We start from the raw sequence: 18,558 nt of genomic DNA, 5'->3' as shown, positions 1-18,558 counted from the left end.
GGCGCCTTTCGGCGCCTTTGTTTTCAAGCAGGTGCTGCGTTGCTTCAGCCCTTGGCGACGGTGGCCACGGCCTTGGCGACGTATTCCAGGTTGTTCTGGTTCAGCGCGGCCACGCAGATGCGGCCGGTGCCGACGGCGTAGATGCCGAACTCGTCGCGCAGGCGTTCCACCTGCTCACGGCTCAGGCCGGAGTAGGAGAACATGCCGGCCTGTTCGTTGATGAAGGCGAACTGCGGGGCACCGGCGGCGGCGAGCTTTTCGACCAGGCCCTGGCGCAGGGCGTGGATGCGCTCGCGCATCTCGGTCAGTTCCTGCTCCCACATCGCACGCAGGTCCGGGTTGGTCAGCACGCCGGCCACCAGCGCGGCACCGTGGGTGGACGGGCTGGAGTAGATCGTGCGGATCACGCGCTTGACCTGCGACTGCACAGCCTTCGCATCAACGGCGGTCGGGGCGACCATCGACAGCGCACCCACGCGTTCGCCGTACAGAGAGAACGACTTGGAGTACGAGTTGGCGACGATGAAGCTGTCGATGCCGGCTTCGGCGATGATGCGCACGGCGGCGCCATCCTGCTCGATGCCCTTGTCGAAGCCCTGGTAGGCCATGTCGATGAAGGGGAACAGCTGCTTGTCCTTCAGGACTTCGGCCACCTGCTTCCACTGGCTGACGGTGAGGTCGGCGCCGGTGGGGTTGTGGCAGCAGGCGTGCAGCAGCACCACCGTGCCGGCCTGCAGCTTCTGCAGATCGGCCAGCATGCCGTCGAAATCCACGCCATGGGTGGCGGCGTCGAAGTAGGTGTACTCGACCACGTCGAAACCGGCGGCACCGAACACCGCGCGATGGTTTTCCCAGCTCGGGTTGCTGATGGCGATGGTGGCGTGCGGCAGCAGCTTCTTCAGAACGTCGGCGCCGACGCGCAGCGCACCGCTGCCACCGACGGTCTGTGCGGTGGTGACGCGGCCGGCGGCCAGCAGCGGCGAGTCCTTGCCGAACACCAGTTCACGGGTCGCCTGCGTGTAGGCAGGCAGGCCGTCGATCGGCAGGTAGCCACGCGGTTTGGCTTCGGTGGCGAGCTGCTGCTCGATCTGCTTGACGGCGCGAAGCAGCGGAATGCGGCCGCTCTCGTCGTAGTAGATGCCCACACCCAGGTTGACCTTGGTCGGGCGGCTGTCGGCGTTGTACGCCTCGGTCAGGCCCAGGATCGGGTCGCCCGGGACCAGTTCCACGTTTGCAAAGAAGGACACGGCAGTACTCGTTCTGTTTAAGGGGGAGAAGAAGCGCGGGTCGTGAAGCAGCGGCCGTCGGCCACAGCCATGCCATCGTAACAAAGCGTGCCACGCGCGCGGCGGCCGTCGTCACGCCGCACCCCGTACCATGGCGTGTTGTTTCCCCGCCGTGCGTGTAGCTGAACGATGAACGATTCCCTGGTGCCCCGCCGCCTGCCCCTGTTGATCGCCCTGCTGCCGCTGCCGGTGCTGGCCCAGAACGCCGCCGACCCTGCCCCGCAGCAGCTGCCGACCGTGGAAGTGCAGGCCGCACGCGTGCAAGGCATCGATCCGTTCGCGCTGCCGGCCAGCCAGGACACGGTGTGGGTGGGCGACGACCGCAGCGGGCCCGGGGTGCAGGTGTCCGAGGCGCTGGCCGGGGTGCCCGGGGTGCTGGCCCGTGACCGCCAGAACTATGCACAGGACACCCAGCTGTCGATCCGTGGCTTCGGCGCGCGTTCCACCTTCGGCGTGCGCGGCGTGCGCGTGCTGATCGATGGCGTGCCGGCCACCATGCCCGATGGCCAGGGCCAGCTGTCGCACGCCAGCCTGCTCGGCGCCGAGCGCATCGAAGTGCTGCGCGGCCCGTTCTCCGCGCTGTACGGCAACTCCTCCGGCGGCGTGCTGCAGGTGTGGAGCGCGCAGGGCCAGACTGGCGATCCGTGGCGGCTGCGGGTGAACGCCGGTGCCGACAGCACCGTCAGCGTCGGCGCGCAGCTGCGCGGTGCCGGCCCGGTGATCGACTACAACATCGCCGCCAACCACTTCCACACCGATGGCTGGCGCGACCACAGCGAGGCGCGGCGTGAATCGCTCAACGCTCGGCTCGGCGCTGAAGTCGGCGGCGGCCGCCTGGAGCTGCTGCTCAACGCGCTGGATGCCCCCGATGCGCAGGACCCGCTGGGCCTGACCCGCACCCAGGTGGCGGCCAACCCGCGCCAGGCCACGGCCTTGGCCGAGCAGTACAACACCCGCAAATCGGTGCGGCAGCAGCAGGCCGGCCTGCGTTGGACCCGCGAAAGCGGCGCCCAGCGCTGGCAGCTGATGGGCTATGCCGGGCAGCGCGCGGTGACCCAGTTCCTGCCGATTCCGCCCACCGCGCAAGCCAACCCGCTGCATGCCGGCGGCGTAATCGACCTGGACGGCGGCTATGGCGGGACGGACGCGCGCTGGGGCTGGAACGGTGACCTGGCCGGGCGCCCGCTGGACGTGGTGGCGGGCATCAGCGCCGACCGCCAGCGCCAGCACCGCACCGGCTACGAGAACTTCGTCGGCACCACCCTGGGCGTGCGCGGCCGCCTGCGCCGCGACCAGATCGATACCGTGCAGAACGTCGACCAGTTCGCCCAGGCGTGGTGGCAGTGGAGCCCGCGCTGGTCGCTGCTGGCCGGCGTGCGCCACAGTGCCGTCCGCTTTGAGTCGGACGACCGCTACATCACCGGCAGCAATCCCGACGACAGCGGCCGCCGCCGCTACCAGGCGACCACGCCGGTGGCCGGGGTCAGCTTCGAGGCGACCCCGCAGTGGCGCCTGCACGCGGCGGTCGGACGCGGCTTCGAGACCCCCACCTTCAATGAGCTGGGCTACCGCAGCGACGGGCAGGCCGGCCTGGCGCTGGACCTGTCGGCCGCGCGCAGCCGCAATATCGAAGTCGGCAGCAAGTGGCATGCGCAGAACGGAACCCAGCTCGATGTCAGCGTGTTCCGCGCCGTTACCGACGACGAGCTGGCCGTTGCCAGCAACACCAATGGCCGCAGCACCTACCGCAACATCGGCCGCACCCGCCGACAGGGCGTGGAACTGCAGTACCAGCAGCCGCTGGCCGAGCAATGGGAACTGCAGCTGGCCTGGACATGGCTGCAGGCACAGGTGCGTTCGCCGTACCTGACCTGCGGTGGCAGTGGTTGCCGCGTGCCCGACACCATGGTGGCCGCCGGCAGCCGCCTGCCTGGCGTGCCGCGGCAGCAGGCCTTCGCCCGTCTGCAGTGGTCGCGCGGCGACTGGCAGTGGGCGCTGGAAGCCAACGCCAGCAGCGACACGGTGGTGAACGACCTGGCCACCGAGCGCGCGCCCGGCTACACCGTGCTGAACCTGGAAGCCGGCCGCCGCTGGACCCTGCCCGGCGGCGACCTGCGTGCCTTCGCGCGGCTGGACAACCTGCTGGACCAGGCCTACATCGGCTCGGTGATCGTCAACGATGGCAACGGTCGATTTTACGAACCGGGCCCGGACCGGCGCGCCAGCGTGGGCCTGCAGTGGTCATGGCGCTGATGCGCGTGGCCGGCGGCCGCCAGTGCGGCCAGCGCTACGCTGGCGCCCGTGGCCTCAATCCGGTGCCTTGGCCGGTACGAAGGGTGAGGTCGGGTCACTGGCCGGAAACGTCTCTTCCAAGGCCTGGTCCTGGTTGTCGCTGGCATGCTGCTTGCGCTCGCGGCGCTTGAGCGGGCTTTCCTGACCTCCGCGATTACGGTCGCCACAGTCCTTACGGTCCAGGGCCGCCTGATCAGCCTCGCGCTTTACAGGCAGATGCGGCGCGTCCTGCTGCGGGGCCTGCGGGTTGCCCGGGTCGGGATGCACCGGATGGTTTCCAGCATCGACGAAGGGGGCGCCGGTGCCGCGGAAATCGGCCTCATCATTGTCGTGCTTGCTGCGCTGCTCGCCAGCTACGGGCGCCGTCGTCTCGCGCAGCGGGTCTCGGGAGGTGTCTCGGTTCATGGCGGTCTCTTCTCGCTGGGCGGGGACCCCACTTAACCGCTGTGGAGGTAAAGCCACTGCGAACCCCGCGTCATGAACACCTCTGTCACCAGTGCATAACAGCGTGGCGCGTATCCCTGCCAGCCCAGACACTGATGCAGGACCCCGCCATGGCCCGCCTGGAACGACCCGCACCGTCCGTCTTCAATGCGCTGCTGGACCCGTTGTCAGCGCGCAGCCCGAAGCGGGGCAGCCGCCGCCACCCGGATCCGCAGGCGGTGGCGCAGGACTACATGCAGTACATGCTGACTGACTACGAAGGGCGCCGCAGCCACGGCCAGCGGAACTGGCGTGACCTGTGCCCGGTCTACGCCTTCGCCTTGACCACCCATGCCGCCGACTGGCCCCGGGGAGGTGATGCGGATACCTGCGAGGAGCTGGCCGCGCATTGGGAACAGATGCGAGGGCAGTCACGCCTGGATTGGGAGCAGGCGTGGCCGGTGGTTGAAGACGCCTGGCGCGCGCTGGACCACATTCCTGCTACCGCCGTCAGGCCCCTCCTTCAATAGGGGCGGCCGCGGCAGCTGCCCGGCCATGCCGCCTGCACAGCCCGGACACAGGCGTTTCACGGCGCACCGCTGAAGCTGGGTGCCCCTGCTGACTGACTGGTGCGCCCATGGCCCGCCCGATCTGGACCGGTACTCTCTCCTTCGGCCTGCTGAACGTGCCGGTGTCGCTGATGTCTGGCGAGCGCAAGGTCGACCTGCAGTTCCGGATGCTGGACTCGCGCGATCGCAAGCCAATCCGTTTCGAGCGGGTGAACGCCGATACCGGCGAGGAAGTACCGTGGAAGGACATCGTCAAAGCCTTCGAGTACGACAAGGGCAGTTATGTCGTGCTCGAGGAAGGGGACATCCGCTCGGCCGCGCCGGAGAGCCATGAAACAGTGGAGGTGGAGTCGTTCGTCGACGCCGCGCAGATCGATCCCCGCTACTTCGAAAAGCCCTACCTGCTGGTACCGGGCAAAAAGGCCGAGAAGGGCTACGTGCTGTTGCGCGAGACGCTGCGCAGCACAGGCAAAGTGGGTATCGCCCGCGTAGTGGTGCGCACGCGCGAGTATCTCTGTGCAGTGATGCCCAATGTAGACGCGCTGGTGCTGATGATCCTGCGCTACCCGCAGGAGCTGGTCGACCCGGAGGACTACAAGCTGCCCACCGGCAGTCTTTCCGATTACAGGATCACCAGCAAGGAAACCGCGATGGCCGAGCAGTTGATCGAATCGATGGCCGGTGACTGGGACCCTACGCAGTACCACGATGAATTCCGCGAGCGCCTGCAGCAGGTCTTGAACAAGCGCATCAAGGCCAAGGGCGGCACCACCCAGGTGGAAGAGGAGCCGGCGGTGCACGAGGATGCCAGCACCAACGTGGTGGACTTCATGGCGCTGCTGCAGAAGAGCCTGGATGCCAACAAGCGCACGCCGGCGAAGAAGACCGCGACGCGCAAGGCACCGGCGAAGAAGGCTGCGAAGAAAGCCACGAAGAAGACCGCGGGCAAGGCCGCCAAGGCGACGAAGAAGACCGCACCGCGCCGCAAGGCAGGCTGAGCCATGTCGCTGCACCAGTACCGTCGCAAGCGACGCCTCGGCGGTGGCAGCGGGCAGACGCCGGAGCCGGATGATGGCCCGGCCGCGGGCAACTCGAAGCGGCGCCCGCAGTTCGTCATCCAGCTGCACCACGCCAGTTCGCGGCACTACGATTTCCGCCTGGAAATGGACGGTGTGCTGAAGAGCTGGGCGGTGCCCAAGGGCCCGTCGCTGCGGGTAGGCGAGAAGCGCCTGGCGGTGGAAGTGGAGGACCATCCGCTGTCCTATGCCGGCTTCGAAGGGGATATTCCCGAGGGCCATTACGGCGCCGGCCACGTGCAGGTGTTCGACCATGGCAGCTGGGCCTGCGAAGGCGACCCATTGCAGGCGCTGGCCGATGGCAAGATCGACTTCGTGCTGCACGGGCAACGCTTGAGTGGCGGCTGGAAGCTGGTACGCACGGCCATGAAAGGGCGGCAGGTGCAGTGGCTGCTGATCAAGCGTGATGATGCCGACGCGCGCGACGCCGAGGCCGATGATCTTCTGGAGAACGCCATGCCTGCATCCAGGGCCGCAGCAAAGCGGGCGAAGAAAGCAGCGAAGAAGGCATCGCGCGCGCCCCGCAAGGCAGATGCACGCTGGCATGCGCGCGCGCTGGAGCTTTCTGGTGCACGCGACCATCCGTATCCGCGCGGCTTCAAGCCGCAGCTGACCGATCACCGCGACACCGCACCCGATGGCGAACGCTGGCTGCATGAGATCAAGTGGGATGGCTACCGCCTGCTGGCAGATCTGCACGACGGCGAGCTGAAACTGCGCTCGCGCAATGGCCTGGACTGGACCGGTGACTTCCCCGAAGTCGCCCAGGCCGTGCGCGCGTTGCCGGTGCGTGATGCGCGCCTGGACGGCGAGCTGGTCGTGCTCGACAAGCAGGGCCGCAGCGACTTCGCGGCTCTGCAGCGTGTCATCGATGGCAGCTCGAAACAACCACTGCGCTACATCGTGTTCGATCTGCCCGGTGTGGCCGGCGTGGACATCAGCCGCGCGCCGCTGCTGCAACGCAAGGCGCTACTCAAGGACCTGGTCGGACCGGAGCCGGGCACGCTGGCCTACAGCGAACACGTGCTCGACCATGGCCCTGCGGTGTTCGCCGCCAGCGGTGAGGCCGGCTTCGAAGGCATCGTCAGCAAGCAGGTCGATGCGCCCTACGTGAATGCCCGCGCGCGCAGCTGGGTGAAGGTGAAGCACGAAGACACCGACGAATTCGTCGTCGTCGGCCACACCGCGCCCAAGGGCGGCCGGGTCGGCTTCGGTTCGCTGCTGCTGGCCACGCCCGATGCCGGCGGCCTGCGCTATGTCGGTCGGGTCGGCACCGGCTTCGACGATGCGGCGTTGAAGGCGCTGAGCAGCGCGCTGGCACCGCTGGCGGTGAAGAAAGCGGTGCTGGAGCTGCCGGCGCATGTTCCCTTCCGCGCGGCAAGCGTGCGCTGGGTGAAACCGGTGGTGGTGGCTGAAGTGGCTTTCCGCGGCTGGGGCAAGGAAGGGCTGCTGCGCCAGGCCAGCTTCAAGCGCCTGCGCAGCGATAAACAGACGCAGGACCTGGGCGTGGCACCGGCAGCAGGCAGCGGTGATGCCGCGGTGACCATCAGCCATCCGCAACGGGTGGTGTACCCGCAGCGCAAGCTCAGCAAGGGCGACGTGGCCGACTACTACCAGCAGATGGCGCGCTGGATCCTGCCGGAGATCGCCGGCCGCCCGCTGTCACTGCTGCGCTGCCCGGATGGCGTCGGCAAGGCCTGCTTCTTCCAGAAGCACCATGGCCCCGGCCTGGGCGACGCCGTGCATGCGGTGCCGCTGCAGCAGAAGAGCGGCCGCGAGGACTACGTCTACATCGATGATGCGCGTGGCCTGCTGCAGCTGGTGCAGATGAACACGCTGGAGCTGCACCCGTGGGGCGCGACGGTCGAGGATCCCGAGCATCCGGACCGGCTGGTGTTCGATCTGGACCCCGGCGAAGGCGTGAGCTGGGCGCAGGTGAAGGCGGGTGCGCGCGATGTGCGCGACCGCCTGTTGCAGGTCGGCCTGCAGAGCTTCGTGCGGCTGTCCGGCGGCAAGGGCGTGCACGTGGTGGTGCCGCTGCAGCCGAAAGCCGATTGGGACCAGGTCAAGGCGTTCTGCGAAGCCTTCGCCCAGTCGATGGCGCTGGAGCAGCCCGACCGCTATGTGGCGACGATGAGCAAGGCCAAGCGCGGGGGCGTGATCTTCATCGACTGGCTGCGCAATACGCGCGGCGCCACCAGCGTGTGTTCGTGGTCGCTGCGCGCGCGTGAGGGCGCAGGCGTGGCGGTGCCGCTGCGCTGGGAGGAGCTGGCGAGAGTGAGCGCCGCCGATGCGTTCCCGTTGGAGAAGGCGCTTGCGCGCGCGAAGCGCCTGAAGGAAGACCCGTGGCGCGGGATGGAACCGTTGAAGCAGGTGTTGCCGACCGTTGATCGGTAGCGCCGGGCCGCGTCCGGTGAGCGCGCAGCGCGGATACGTTGCGTGTCGCCGGGCACGGCCCGGCGCTGCCAGATCAGTGCAGCGTGGATCAGAAGTCCGCGCGGATGCCGAAGGTGACGCGGCGGCCGGAGAACTCGTACTGGGTCGGGAACGCCTTGTCGATCGTGTAACCGCTGGTCTTCTCGTCCAGCAGGTTGATCGCTTCCAGATTCAGCTTCCAGGTGTCATTGAGGCGGAAGCCGATCGAGGCATCCAGCTGGCCATAGGCATCGCGGTAGACCGGATACATGTTCAGGTGGATGTATTCGACGTACTTGTCCTTGTAGTTGTACGAGGCGCGCGCGCTGAGGCGGTCGTTCTCGTAGTACAGAGTGAAGTTGTACGCCTTCTCGGCCAGGCCTTCCGGCGGGGTCGGGATATCGAGGTCCGACGCACCGGTCAGCGAGTTGTCCAGCTGGGTGTAGTTGGCGTTGATGCCCCAGCCTTCCAGTGCCGGGTGCAGCATCGACAGCGGCAGCTGCGCGACCAGCTCGACGCCGGTGATCTTGTAGGAACCGTCGGCGTTGACCGGCTGGTAGACCTCGAAGTCGTAGTAGCCGTCCAGCGAACCGTTGGCGTTGAGCTTCTCGACGCTCGGCACGATGCCGGTCAGCGACTGCCGCACCACGCCGTCGATCTTCTTGGAGAAGTACGACGCAGCCAGCAGGCCACCGTTCTGCAGGTACTTCTCCAGGCCCACTTCCCACTGCTTGGCGGTGGTCGGCTTCAGCGCCGGGTTGCCGTCCATGAAGCGGAAGCTGCTCCAGCTGACGGTGCGGCGGTAGGCGATGTCGGTCAGCGACGGACGCATCAGCGTTTCCGAGGCGGCACCGCGCAGCACCAGGCCGTCGGCGATCTCGGCGGTCATGTTGAAGCTGGGCAGGATCCTGCTGTAGTCGCCGCTGCTGGAAATCGGCGTCGGCGTGTAGCCGTTGCTGCCATCGGCATTCTGCACCGGGTGGAAGCCGGCCGAGTCGACATCGGTGTCGATCGAGCGCACGCCCAGGTTGGCGTACACCGGCACGGTGCCGATGTCGAAGTAGACGTCGGCCATCGCATACAGCGCCAGGGTCTTTTCCTTCACCTCATAGTACTGGCCTGGATCGATCGGGGTTTCATGGCCCGGGTAGCGGAACGTGGCGCGCGCATAGGCGTTGGACACCTGCTGCCAGTCCAGGTCGCTCGGGCGATACGCACCACCCGGTGCCAGCTGGCTGATCCACACCGGGTTGCTGTCGGCCAGCGTGCGCGTGTTGACCCACGCGGCGCTGCCGGCGGCCGGGCCCTGGATCTTGCCGCTGCCGAACTCGCGTTCCTTGGTCTTGTCGGTGTAACGCGCGCCGAACTGCACGCCGCTCAGGGCCGGGAAGAACGCCAGGTTCATCTGCCGGCGCAGGTCGAGCTGCGCGGCGTACTTGTCATCCTTCACCTTCTCCAGCTCGGTCTCGTACGCTTCGAACAGGTACTTGTCCGCGCCGCGGTACATGTCGAAACCGCCGGTGGTGCTCGGCACGGTCTCGCCGCCGTTGCTGGTCCAGCGCGTGCGCGACGGCGCGTAGGCCACGTGCTTGAGGTTGGCGTAGTCCGAATCCTTGCGTGCGCCGGAGTAGCCGACCAGCGCGTCGATGTCCCAGCCACCCACCTTCCAGTCGAGCTTGCTGCTGAACTGACGGTAGCCGGTGTTGGCGTTGCGTTCCTTGCTGAGGATCTCGTGCTGGGTGGCGGTATAGGCCACGTCCTTCAGCACGGTGATGCCGTAGTCGCCCAGCGTGGTGTTGTCGTAGTCGTAGATGCGGTCCAGCGTGCTGCGGCTGGACGCCGAGTACGCCGCGGCATCGTACTCGTCCTCGTGCGTGTCATAGCCGCCGAGCATCGCATCGAAGCTGAGCGAGAACGTGTCGCTGGGCTTGAACTGCAGCGACGCGGTGGCACCCCACTGGTCCTGCGCATTGAGGTAGATGCGGTCGCCGACCTTGTCCTGGAAGATGACGCGGCTGGTCTCGTCCTTGTCCATGCGGTCCTGCACGACGATGCCGGCATCGCGCGCCAGCACGGCGGCGGCCTGCGAACCACGCGTGCCCGACGCTTCCAGGAAGCGGCCCATGGGACGGAAGTTGATGCCCGAGTTGGAATCGGTGCGGTTGCTGCGCTTGGCCTTGGAGAACGACACCAGGCCGCCCCAGTCACCCCAGGTGTCACTGGCGAGGAAGGAGATCTTCGGATCGATCCTGCCGTTGATCGAGTTGTGCGAGGCTTCGGCCGAGGCACTGAACCTGGGCTCGGGGAAGTCGAACGGCCTGGCCGTTTCGATGTAGACCGAACCGGCGATGCCACCTTCCTCGTCGGCGGCGGTCGGCGACTTCTGCACGGTGACCGTCTGCACCACGTCGGCGGCGAAGATGTCGAACTGCACGTCGCGCCCGCCACTACCCGAAGCGGTGGCCAGGTTGTTGATCGAGACCAGGGTGAACTCGCTGGGCAGGCCGCGCACGCTGACCTTGCTGCCCAGGCCCTTGTTGCGCTCGATGGTCACGCCCGGCATGCGCTGCAGCGCTTCAGCGAGATTCTGCTCCGGGAAATCGGCCACGTCGGTGGCGACGATCGAATCGGAGAAACCGATGTTGGCGCGCTTGAGGTCGACCGCGCGCTCCAGGCTCCTGGCATAGCTGCCGGAGACGGTGACGGTGTCCAGCTGCTGCAGCTGTTCGCGGGTATCGCCATCGGCGGCTTCTTCAGCCATTGCATCGATGGGCAGTACGGCGAGGCCCCCGATCAGCACCGCATGCACGGCGCGGGACAAAAGCTTCGCATGGGGGGCCGCAGCGGCGGCCTCCCGGTTCTGGTAACGCATCGGATGATTTCCCGGTTCCCTGTGGTGACTTACGCCGCGCCTGCCCGTGCTCCGTGGGTGCAGGCCCCTGCGCCGCGTTGCCGACGTTCGGCGGGCACCGAGCCTAGGCGGGAATTGTTAAGCCTGTGTTGCGCTGCGGGACGGACGACGACCGAACCACCAGCCACCGAGCAGCTGCACCGGCAGCGACACCAGCAGCGCGATGGCGAACCAGCGCGGGAAATCGCCGCCCATTACCCACAGGCCGTAGCCGCTGCCGAGTACCAGCAGGGTCCAGATCGAGGTGCCATGCGCACGCGGCCAGCACGGCGCGTAGTAGGTGGCGAAGGCGATGCCGGCGATGCCGCCGAGCACGGTGAAGGCCAGGTCCCAGCCCAGTTGCGCTTCGCTGCCGGGGTGCAGGCCGAACAACGGCGGCAGCCAGCCGCCGGCACTGCTGACCAGGGCAAGCGCGAGCAGCGCGCCGACCAGGGCGACGACGGACAGGAAAACGGTCTTGAGCATCTCGGGCATGCCGTCATTGTAAGGCGTGCGCGACGGTGCAGCCGAGCATGGGCTCGGCTCTACAGAGGCTCAGGCCTTGCCGGCGGCCTGCAGCGCGGCGAACTCCTCGTCGCTGAACAGGCGCGAGCGCACCAGGAAGCGCACGCCCTCGCCGTTCTCCAGCGAGAACATGCCGCCGCGCCCGGGCACCACGTCGATGATCAGCTGGGTGTGCTTCCAGTAATCGAACTGCGAGGGACTGATGTGGAACGGCGCGCCGCCGATCTCGCCCAGGCAGACATCGCGATCGCCGACGATGAAATCGCCCTGCGCGAAGCACATCGGCGAGGAGCCATCGCAGCAGCCGCCGGACTGGTGGAACAGCAGCGGCCCGTGGCGCGCGCGCAGCGTCTCGATCAGCTGCAGCGCTGCGAGGGTGGCGATGACCTGGTGCGGAAGTTCGTTCATGAGTGCCTCGTTCGGGGTCAGAGCCCTCCACTCCTGGCGGAGTGGGAGGGATCAGACCCCTTGCAGGGTACCGCTGCATGGCCGCCGCGCACGCGGGAGAGGGGGACGGGCGCGGCAGCCATGCGCGGGATGATCAGGCGGCGAAGTCCAGCACCACCCGGCCCTCGATGGTGCCGGCGTGCATGCGCGCGAACACATCGTTGATGTTTTCCAGGCGGTCGGTGCTGACCGTCGCCGCGACCTTGCCTTCGGCAGCGAACTGCAGCGATTCCTGCAGGTCCAGGCGGGTGCCGACGATCGAGCCGCGCACGGTCACGCCGTTGAGCACCATGCCGAAGATGTCCAGCGGGAAGTTGCCCGGCGGCAGGCCATTCAACGACACCGTGCCGCCGCGGCGGACCATGCCCAGCGCCTGTTCGAAGGCCTTGGGCGATACCGCGGTGACCAGCGCACCATGCGCGCCGCCGATCTCCTTCTTCAGGAACGCGGCCGGATCGGTGGTGCGTGCGTTGACGGTGACCTGCGCGCCCAGGCGCCGGGCCAGGGCCAGCTTGCTGTCGTCGACATCGATGGCCGCCACGTTCAGGCCCATTGCACGTGCGTACTGCACCGCCATGTGGCCCAGGCCGCCGATGCCCGAGATCGCGACCCAGTCACCGGGTTTGGTGTCGGTGACCTTCAGGCCCTTGTAGACGGTCACGCCGGCGCACAGCACCGGCGCGATCTCCACGAAGCCCACTTCCTTCGGAAGCAGGCCGACATAGTTGGCATCGGCCAGTGCGTACTCGGCGAAGCCGCCGTTGACCGAGTAACCGGTGTTGCGCTGCGTTTCGCACAGCGTTTCCCAGCCACCCAGGCAGTGTTCGCAATGGCCACACGCCGAGTACAACCAGGGGATGCCGACCCTGTCGCCTTCCTTGACGTGCCCTACCCCGCCTCCCACGGCCACGACGTGCCCCACGCCCTCGTGGCCGGGGATGAATGGCGGGTTGGGTTTAACCGGCCAGTCGCCCTCGGCGGCGTGCAGGTCGGTGTGGCAGACGCCACAGGCCTCGATTCTGACCAGGACCTCGCCCGCCCCCGGGCGCGGTACCACGACTTCTTCGATGACCAGCGACTTGCCGAACTCACGGACGACGGCAGCCTTCATGGTTCTGTTCATGCGGGTTACTCCGTAGTGCGCTTGCAGACAGGATGGCGCCGGCCCCACGCCCGCGCCTTGATCCCGATCAATCCATCAGAAGAAGCCCAGCTTCTTCGGCGAGTAGCTGACCAGCAGGTTCTTGGTCTGCTGGTAATGGTCGAGCATCATCTTGTGGTTCTCGCGGCCGATGCCCGACTGCTTGTAACCACCGAACGCCGCGTGCGCCGGGTAGGCGTGGTAGCAGTTGGTCCACACGCGCCCGGCCTGGATGGCGCGGCCCATGCGGTACAGGCGCGAGGCATCGCGGCTCCACACGCCGGCACCGAGGCCGTACAGCGTATCGTTGGCGATCTGCAGCGCTTCTTCCTCGGTCTTGAAGGTGGTCACCGCCACCACCGGTCCGAAGATTTCCTCCTGGAAAATGCGCATGCGGTTGTGGCCCTTGAACACGGTAGGCTTCACGTAATAGCCGCCGGCCAGTTCGCCGCCGAGCGTGTTCTGCTCGCCCCCGATCAGCACTTCGGCGCCTTCCTGCCTGCCGATGTCGATGTAGGAAAGAATCTTCTCCAGCTGCTCGGACGACGCCTGCGCGCCGATCATGGTGTCCGGGTCCAGAGGATCGCCCTGCCTGATCGCCGCCACGCGCTTGAGCACGCGTTCCATGAAGCGCTCGTAGATCGATTCCTGCACCAGCGCACGCGATGGGCAGGTACACACCTCGCCCTGGTTCAGCGCGAACAGCACGAAGCCTTCCACCGCCTTGTCGAGGAAATCATCGTCCTCGGCCATCACGTCGGCGAAGAAGATGTTGGGCGACTTGCCGCCCAGTTCCAGCGTCACCGGAATCAGGTTCTGGCTCGCGTACTGCATGATCAGGCGGCCGGTGGTGGTTTCACCGGTAAAGGCGATCTTGGCGATGCGCGGGCTGCTGGCCAGCGGCTTGCCCGCTTCCAGGCCGAAGCCGTTGACGATGTTGAGCACGCCCGGCGGCAGCAGGTCGCCGATGATCTCCATCAGCACCAGGATCGAGGCCGGGGTCTGTTCGGCCGGCTTGAGTACCACGCAGTTGCCGGCGGCCAGTGCCGGGGCCAGCTTCCACGCGGCCATCAGCAGCGGGAAGTTCCACGGAATGATCTGCCCGACCACGCCCAGCGGCTCGTGGAAGTGGTAGGCCACGGTGTCCTTGTCGATCTCCGACAGGCTGCCTTCCTGCGCGCGCACGGCCCCGGCGAAGTAGCGGAAGTGGTCGACCATCAGGGGGATGTCGGCGTTGAGCGTCTCGCGGATCGGCTTGCCGTTGTCCCAGGTCTCGGCGCGCGCGATCAGCTCCAGGTTCTGCTCGATGCGGTCGGCGATGCGGTTGAGGATGTTGGCGCGCTCGGTGGTTGAGCGCTTGCCCCAGTCATCCTTGGCAGCGTGCGCGGCATCCAGCGCAGCCTCGATGTCTTCGGCATTCGAGCGCGCCACCGAGGTGAGCACCTTGCCGGTGATGGGCGTGGTGTTGTCGAAGTACTGGCCGCTGCGCGGGGCCACCCACTGGCCACCGATATAGTTGTCGTAGCGGGGCTTGAACAGGGCGCTGGGGTCGGCCGGATCGGTCGAGGGCGAGGCAACGGCATTCATCGTGGGCACTCCTTGGATGGCCCGGACAACCCGGGGCCTGCCGTCCCTACCGCAACGAGCGTGCCAACCACGCACGTGCTGCGGCGCATCACGAGGTTCGGCGGCGCGGCGTCTAAGACCCGCCTGGCGGTATGCGGCGGCGCACCAGCGGTCGTCATCGCAACTGAAGCGCGGATGTGCTTTTAATCGGGACAGTGCCCGCAACAACTGTCGCAGAATGCGACACAGGAGCGTCAGGGTGTCCCAGCCGATTCTTCCCGAGCGCGTGGGTGGTGCGCGCCGTGCCTTCTTCGAGCGCGGCGCATCGCCGGCCGGGGTAGTGCCCGATGCCATCCTGCAGTCGTGGCGGCGCTGCCAGCGCCAGGGCCTGTCGGTGGACGCACGTCCCGACGTGGCGCCGGTACCCGAGCTGTCGCTGCGTGAACTGCGCCAGCGCCGCGAGCGCCTGTGGCGGCTGGCCCGCCCCGAGCTGGAAGGGCTGGCAAGCTCGCTGGCCAGCAGCGATGGCATCGTGCTGCTCACCGACGAGGAAGGCTGGGTGCTGGACGCCGAGGGCAGCAACAGCTTCCTCGACCGCGCCGGCCAGGTCGCGCTGATGCCGGGGGTGCGCTGGGACGAAGGCACGGTCGGCACCAATGCCATCGGCACGGCCATCGTCGAAGGCCGTGCCCTGCAGGTGCGCGGCGGCGAACATTTCTTCGCCCCGCACGCCATCCTCACCTGCTCGGCCACGCCGATCTTCGATCCGCTCGGGCAGCGCGTGGGCGTGCTCGACATCTCCGGCGATGCGCGCCACGCCCACCTGCATGCGCTGGCGCTGGGCCGCCACGCGGTGGACCAGATCGAGCATCGCTATTTCGCCGACGGGCTCGATGACTGCGAGCTGCTGCACCTGCATGCGCAGCCGCTGTTGCTGGGCAGCCCGCGCGAGGCCCTGCTCGGCTTCCGCAACGGACGCCTGGTGGCCGCCAACCGGGTCGGGCTGGGCCTGTTCGGGCTGGACCGCCACGACATCGGCCACGCGTCCTACGAGGCCCTGTTCGACCAGCCGCTGTCGCGCCTGCATGACGACGGCATGCTGCTGGACCGGCAGGGGCGTGCGCTGTACGGCCACAGTGACGGCAGGCGCCACACGCGTGCCGCTGGCGCCGTGGTTGCGCGCACGCGCCGCGTGGCCCCTGCTGCGGCCGCGCCCGCGGTTCTGGCGGCACCCGGGACGGTGCTGGCGGCGCCGGTGCAGCGGCAGTTGCGCCAGGCGGTGCGGGTGCTGGATGCGGGGCTGCCGGTACTGGTACAGGGCGAAACCGGCACGGGCAAGGAAGTCTTCGCGCGCGAGCTGCATCGCCGCTGCGCGCGTGCCGGCCAACCGCTGGTGGCGGTGAACTGCGCGGCACTGCCCGAAGGCCTGATCGAAGCCGAACTGTTTGGCTATGAGGAAGGCGCGTTCACCGGCGCGCGCCGGCAGGGCAGTACCGGCCTGCTGCGGCAGGCGCAGAGCGGCGTGTTGTTCCTGGATGAGATCGGCGACATGCCGTTGGCCCTGCAACCGCGCCTGCTGCGCGTGCTGCAGGAACGCGAGCTGTCACCGCTGGGCGGTGGCCGCCCGGTGAAACTGGACTTCGCCCTGGTCTGTGCCAGCCACTGCGACCTGCAGCAGGCCGTGGCCGAGGGGCGCTTCCGGGCTGATCTCTACTACCGCATCGCCGATCATGTCGTGCATCTGCCGGCCCTGCGTGAGCTGGACGAGCGCGGTGCCTTGCTGCAGGCGTTGTGGTCACCCATGGCGCAGGGCCGCGTGCTGCAGGCGGAGGTTCTGCAGGTGCTGCAGCGGCAGCGCTGGCCAGGCAACCTGCGCCAGCTGCAGGCCTGCCTGCGCACGCTGGTGGCGTTGAGCGACCCGGGTGAGGAGATCACGCCTGCGCACTTGCCTGCCGAACTGCTGAAGGTGCCGATGGTACAGGCGGCCAACGCCAGCACTGCATCGGGCGGGCTGCGTGACATCGCCGAGGACGCGATGCGGCAGGCCCTGCAGGACGCCGACGGCAATGTCACCGCCGCAGCCAGGCAGCTGGGTATCAGCCGCAGCACGCTGTACCGGCGCCTGGGCCAACGGGGCCTGTAGAGTCGAGCTTGCTCGACTGCTCTTGATCCTGGCGAAAAGCAGTCGAGCAAGCTCGACTCAACGGGCAGTGGCTCAGCCGGCCAGCACCGCTGCTTCGCGGGCCAGACGCTCGATGTTGTCCCAGTCGCGCGACTGCATCAGGGCCGCGGTGGTCAACCACGAACCGCCCACGCACAGCACGTTGGGCAGGTGCAGGAACTGTGGTGCGGTCTGCGCGCTGATGCCACCGGTCGGGCAGAAGCGCACATCAGCGAACGGGCCGTGCCATGCCGACAGCAGCGGCGCGCCGCCGGACTGCACCGCCGGGAAGAACTTGAACGTGTCCAGGCCGGCCTCGAGGCCGAGGATCAGTTCCGAACCCGTGGCCACGCCAGGCAGGTAAGGCAGGTCGGCATCGCGCGCGGCTGCGTACAGCGTCGGCGTCGCGCCGGGCGACACCGCGAAGCGCGCGCCGGCGGCCTTGGCCGCGTCCATCTGCGCCGGCGTCAGCACCGTGCCGGCACCCACCACCGCATCCGGCACGGCCTCGACCATGGCCCTGATCGCGTCCAGCGCACGCGGCGTGCGCAGGGTCACCTCGATCACCGGCAGGCCGCCGCGGAACAGTGCCTGTGCCACCTGCACCGCATCGTCCACGTCATCGGGGGTGAACACCGGAATCACCGGTGCAAGTTTCAGTACCGCACGTACGCGCGGATCAGCGCCGGACATCGAATCGCTCCTCGCCCACCAGGGCCAGTACGTCAGCTTCGCTGACGGGGTTGAAATCGCCGGGGATCGAGTGCTTCAGTCCACCGGCAGCCAGGCCGAAACGCACGGTGGCGTCGGCATCGAAGCCGGACAGGATGCCATGCAGGATGCCCGCGGCGAATGCATCGCCACCGCCGATGCGGTCGACGATGCCCTGCAGCTGGCGCACCGGTGCCTGGGCGCGGGTGCCATCGCGGCCCAGCAGCAGCGCGCCCAGCACATGGTGGTCGACGCTGAGGGCCTGGCGCTGGGTGCACGCCATCCACTGCAGCTGCGGGAAAGCGGCAAACGCCGCCGTGGCCGCGGCTTCGACCCTGGCCACCACGTCGGCCTGTTCGAAGCGCTGGCCGAGGATGACTTCGATATCGCGGTAGTCGGCGAAGACGATGTCGGCCTGGGCGAACAGCTCATGCAGGATCGCCTGCGCATCGCCGCCCCAGCGCTGCCACAGCTTGGGCCGGAAGTTGCCATCGAAGGACACGCGCACGCCCAGTGCACGTGCCGCGCGCGCCGCCGCCAGGGTGGCCTGGGCCACGTCCGGGCCCAGCGCCGGGCTGACCCCGGACAGATGCAGCCACTGCGCGCCCTGCAGCAGCACCGGCCAGTCGTAGTCGGCCGCGGTGCTGCGCGCGAAGGCGGAGTCGGCGCGGTCATAGACCACTTCGCTGGCGCGCTGCACCGCGCCGGTAGTCAGGAAGTACAGGCCCATGCGCCCGTCCGGATCCTGCCGCACGCTGCGCGTGTCGACCCCGTGCCGGCGCAGTTCACCCAGCACGTGGGCGCCCAGTGCGTTGCCGGCCACGGTGCTGACCATGGCGACCTCATGTCCGAAGCGGGACAGCGAGACACCCACGTTCGCTTCCGCACCGCCCACGTGCACCAGCAGTTGCGGCGACTGCATCAGCAGTTCGTTACCCGGTGCGCCCAGGCGCAGCAGCAATTCCCCGAAACATACGACACGACCCATTTCCGCTCCCTTACGCTGGCCGCCAGCAGCGACTGCTGGGCGGCGTGGAATCGCGCCACGCACCCGCG

Annotated in this window: 14 protein-coding genes; 5 read left to right on the top strand and 9 right to left on the bottom strand. The window is 68.0% G+C overall.

All coding sequences use genetic code 11. The annotated features are described in order from the left end of the window. Positions 1-44: 44 nt before the first annotated feature. Positions 45-1,247 carry an amino acid aminotransferase gene (locus AC1VXD_RS01930; RefSeq protein ID WP_482990588.1) on the bottom strand — a complete coding sequence of 401 codons (1,203 nt, stop codon included), beginning with the start codon at positions 1,245-1,247 and terminating at the stop codon, positions 45-47. Positions 1,248-1,415: 168 nt separating this feature from the next. Between AC1VXD_RS01930 and AC1VXD_RS01925 the strand changes: the two genes are divergently transcribed. Continuing rightward, a complete protein-coding gene (locus AC1VXD_RS01925; protein WP_482990587.1) occupies positions 1,416-3,539 on the top strand; it encodes a TonB-dependent receptor family protein in 2,124 nt (707 codons plus the stop codon). A gap of 54 nt (positions 3,540-3,593) precedes the next feature. On the opposite strand, the gene AC1VXD_RS01920 is transcribed toward AC1VXD_RS01925, so the two are convergent. After that, positions 3,594-3,983, bottom strand: a complete 390-nt coding sequence (locus AC1VXD_RS01920) for a hypothetical protein (protein WP_482990586.1) — start codon at positions 3,981-3,983, stop codon at positions 3,594-3,596. A gap of 149 nt (positions 3,984-4,132) precedes the next feature. Between AC1VXD_RS01920 and AC1VXD_RS01915 the strand changes: the two genes are divergently transcribed. From AC1VXD_RS01915 to ligD, 3 genes are all read left to right on the top strand, one after another. After that, positions 4,133-4,531, top strand: coding sequence for a hypothetical protein (locus AC1VXD_RS01915; protein WP_482990585.1), 399 nt, complete (start codon positions 4,133-4,135; stop codon positions 4,529-4,531). Between the two features lie 107 nt (positions 4,532-4,638). Beyond that, positions 4,639-5,568, top strand: coding sequence for a non-homologous end joining protein Ku (gene ku, locus AC1VXD_RS01910; protein WP_482990584.1), 930 nt, complete (start codon positions 4,639-4,641; stop codon positions 5,566-5,568). A gap of 3 nt (positions 5,569-5,571) precedes the next feature. Next, entirely contained in the window at positions 5,572-8,043 is a 2,472-nt protein-coding gene (gene ligD, locus AC1VXD_RS01905; RefSeq protein WP_482990583.1) for a DNA ligase D, read from the top strand. Positions 8,044-8,131: 88 nt separating this feature from the next. Here the strand turns inward: ligD and AC1VXD_RS01900 are convergent, their stop codons facing one another. From AC1VXD_RS01900 to adh, 5 genes are all read right to left on the bottom strand, one after another. After that, complete coding sequence (locus AC1VXD_RS01900; RefSeq protein ID WP_482990582.1) at positions 8,132-10,822, bottom strand: TonB-dependent receptor; 2,691 nt, start codon at positions 10,820-10,822, stop codon at positions 8,132-8,134. A gap of 228 nt (positions 10,823-11,050) precedes the next feature. Beyond that, positions 11,051-11,446, bottom strand: a complete 396-nt coding sequence (locus AC1VXD_RS01895; protein ID WP_482990581.1) for a hypothetical protein — start codon at positions 11,444-11,446, stop codon at positions 11,051-11,053. A gap of 60 nt (positions 11,447-11,506) precedes the next feature. Then, entirely contained in the window at positions 11,507-11,884 is a 378-nt protein-coding gene (locus AC1VXD_RS01890; RefSeq protein ID WP_482990580.1) for a DUF779 domain-containing protein, read from the bottom strand. A gap of 133 nt (positions 11,885-12,017) precedes the next feature. Next, the gene (gene adhP, locus AC1VXD_RS01885; protein WP_482990579.1) at positions 12,018-13,046 is read right to left on the bottom strand and encodes an alcohol dehydrogenase AdhP; all 1,029 of its coding nucleotides are present in this window, start codon (positions 13,044-13,046) and stop codon (positions 12,018-12,020) included. Positions 13,047-13,121: 75 nt separating this feature from the next. Then, entirely contained in the window at positions 13,122-14,651 is a 1,530-nt protein-coding gene (adh, locus tag AC1VXD_RS01880; RefSeq protein WP_482990578.1) for an aldehyde dehydrogenase, read from the bottom strand. A 238-nt stretch (positions 14,652-14,889) separates the two neighbouring features. Here adh and AC1VXD_RS01875 point away from each other — a divergent pair, with 238 nt between their 5' ends. After that, positions 14,890-16,773, top strand: coding sequence for a sigma-54-dependent Fis family transcriptional regulator (locus tag AC1VXD_RS01875; RefSeq protein WP_482990577.1), 1,884 nt, complete (start codon positions 14,890-14,892; stop codon positions 16,771-16,773). A gap of 72 nt (positions 16,774-16,845) precedes the next feature. On the opposite strand, the gene eda is transcribed toward AC1VXD_RS01875, so the two are convergent. Both eda and AC1VXD_RS01865 read right to left on the bottom strand, forming a co-directional pair. Continuing rightward, complete coding sequence (gene eda / locus AC1VXD_RS01870) at positions 16,846-17,484, bottom strand: bifunctional 4-hydroxy-2-oxoglutarate aldolase/2-dehydro-3-deoxy-phosphogluconate aldolase (protein WP_482990576.1); 639 nt, start codon at positions 17,482-17,484, stop codon at positions 16,846-16,848. Beyond that, entirely contained in the window at positions 17,471-18,490 is a 1,020-nt protein-coding gene (locus AC1VXD_RS01865) for a sugar kinase (protein WP_482990575.1), read from the bottom strand. Before AC1VXD_RS01865 ends, eda begins: the two co-directional genes overlap by 14 nt. Positions 18,491-18,558: the final 68 nt, after the last annotated feature.

It is taken from the genome of Stenotrophomonas sp. STEN054 (genome assembly GCF_056854535.1).
Note: the sequence above shows the minus strand (reverse complement) of the source record. Positions and strands in the feature narration are given on the sequence as shown.

Excerpts from the sequence above, each read along its gene's own strand:
- AC1VXD_RS01925 (WP_482990587.1), top strand. The coding sequence starts at position 1,416 with ATGAACGATTCCCTGGTGCCCCGCCGCCTGCCCCTGTTGATCGCCCTG.
- AC1VXD_RS01920 (WP_482990586.1), bottom strand. The coding sequence starts at position 3,983 with ATGAACCGAGACACCTCCCGAGACCCGCTGCGCGAGACGACGGCGCCC.
- AC1VXD_RS01915 (WP_482990585.1), top strand. The coding sequence starts at position 4,133 with ATGGCCCGCCTGGAACGACCCGCACCGTCCGTCTTCAATGCGCTGCTG.
- ku (WP_482990584.1), top strand. The coding sequence starts at position 4,639 with ATGGCCCGCCCGATCTGGACCGGTACTCTCTCCTTCGGCCTGCTGAAC.
- ligD (WP_482990583.1), top strand. The coding sequence starts at position 5,572 with ATGTCGCTGCACCAGTACCGTCGCAAGCGACGCCTCGGCGGTGGCAGC.
- AC1VXD_RS01900 (WP_482990582.1), bottom strand. The coding sequence starts at position 10,822 with ATGGCTGAAGAAGCCGCCGATGGCGATACCCGCGAACAGCTGCAGCAG.
- AC1VXD_RS01895 (WP_482990581.1), bottom strand. The coding sequence starts at position 11,446 with ATGCCCGAGATGCTCAAGACCGTTTTCCTGTCCGTCGTCGCCCTGGTC.
- AC1VXD_RS01890 (WP_482990580.1), bottom strand. The coding sequence starts at position 11,884 with ATGAACGAACTTCCGCACCAGGTCATCGCCACCCTCGCAGCGCTGCAG.
- adhP (WP_482990579.1), bottom strand. The coding sequence starts at position 13,046 with ATGAACAGAACCATGAAGGCTGCCGTCGTCCGTGAGTTCGGCAAGTCG.
- adh (WP_482990578.1), bottom strand. The coding sequence starts at position 14,651 with ATGAATGCCGTTGCCTCGCCCTCGACCGATCCGGCCGACCCCAGCGCC.
- eda (WP_482990576.1), bottom strand. The coding sequence starts at position 17,484 with ATGTCCGGCGCTGATCCGCGCGTACGTGCGGTACTGAAACTTGCACCG.
- AC1VXD_RS01865 (WP_482990575.1), bottom strand. The coding sequence starts at position 18,490 with ATGGGTCGTGTCGTATGTTTCGGGGAATTGCTGCTGCGCCTGGGCGCA.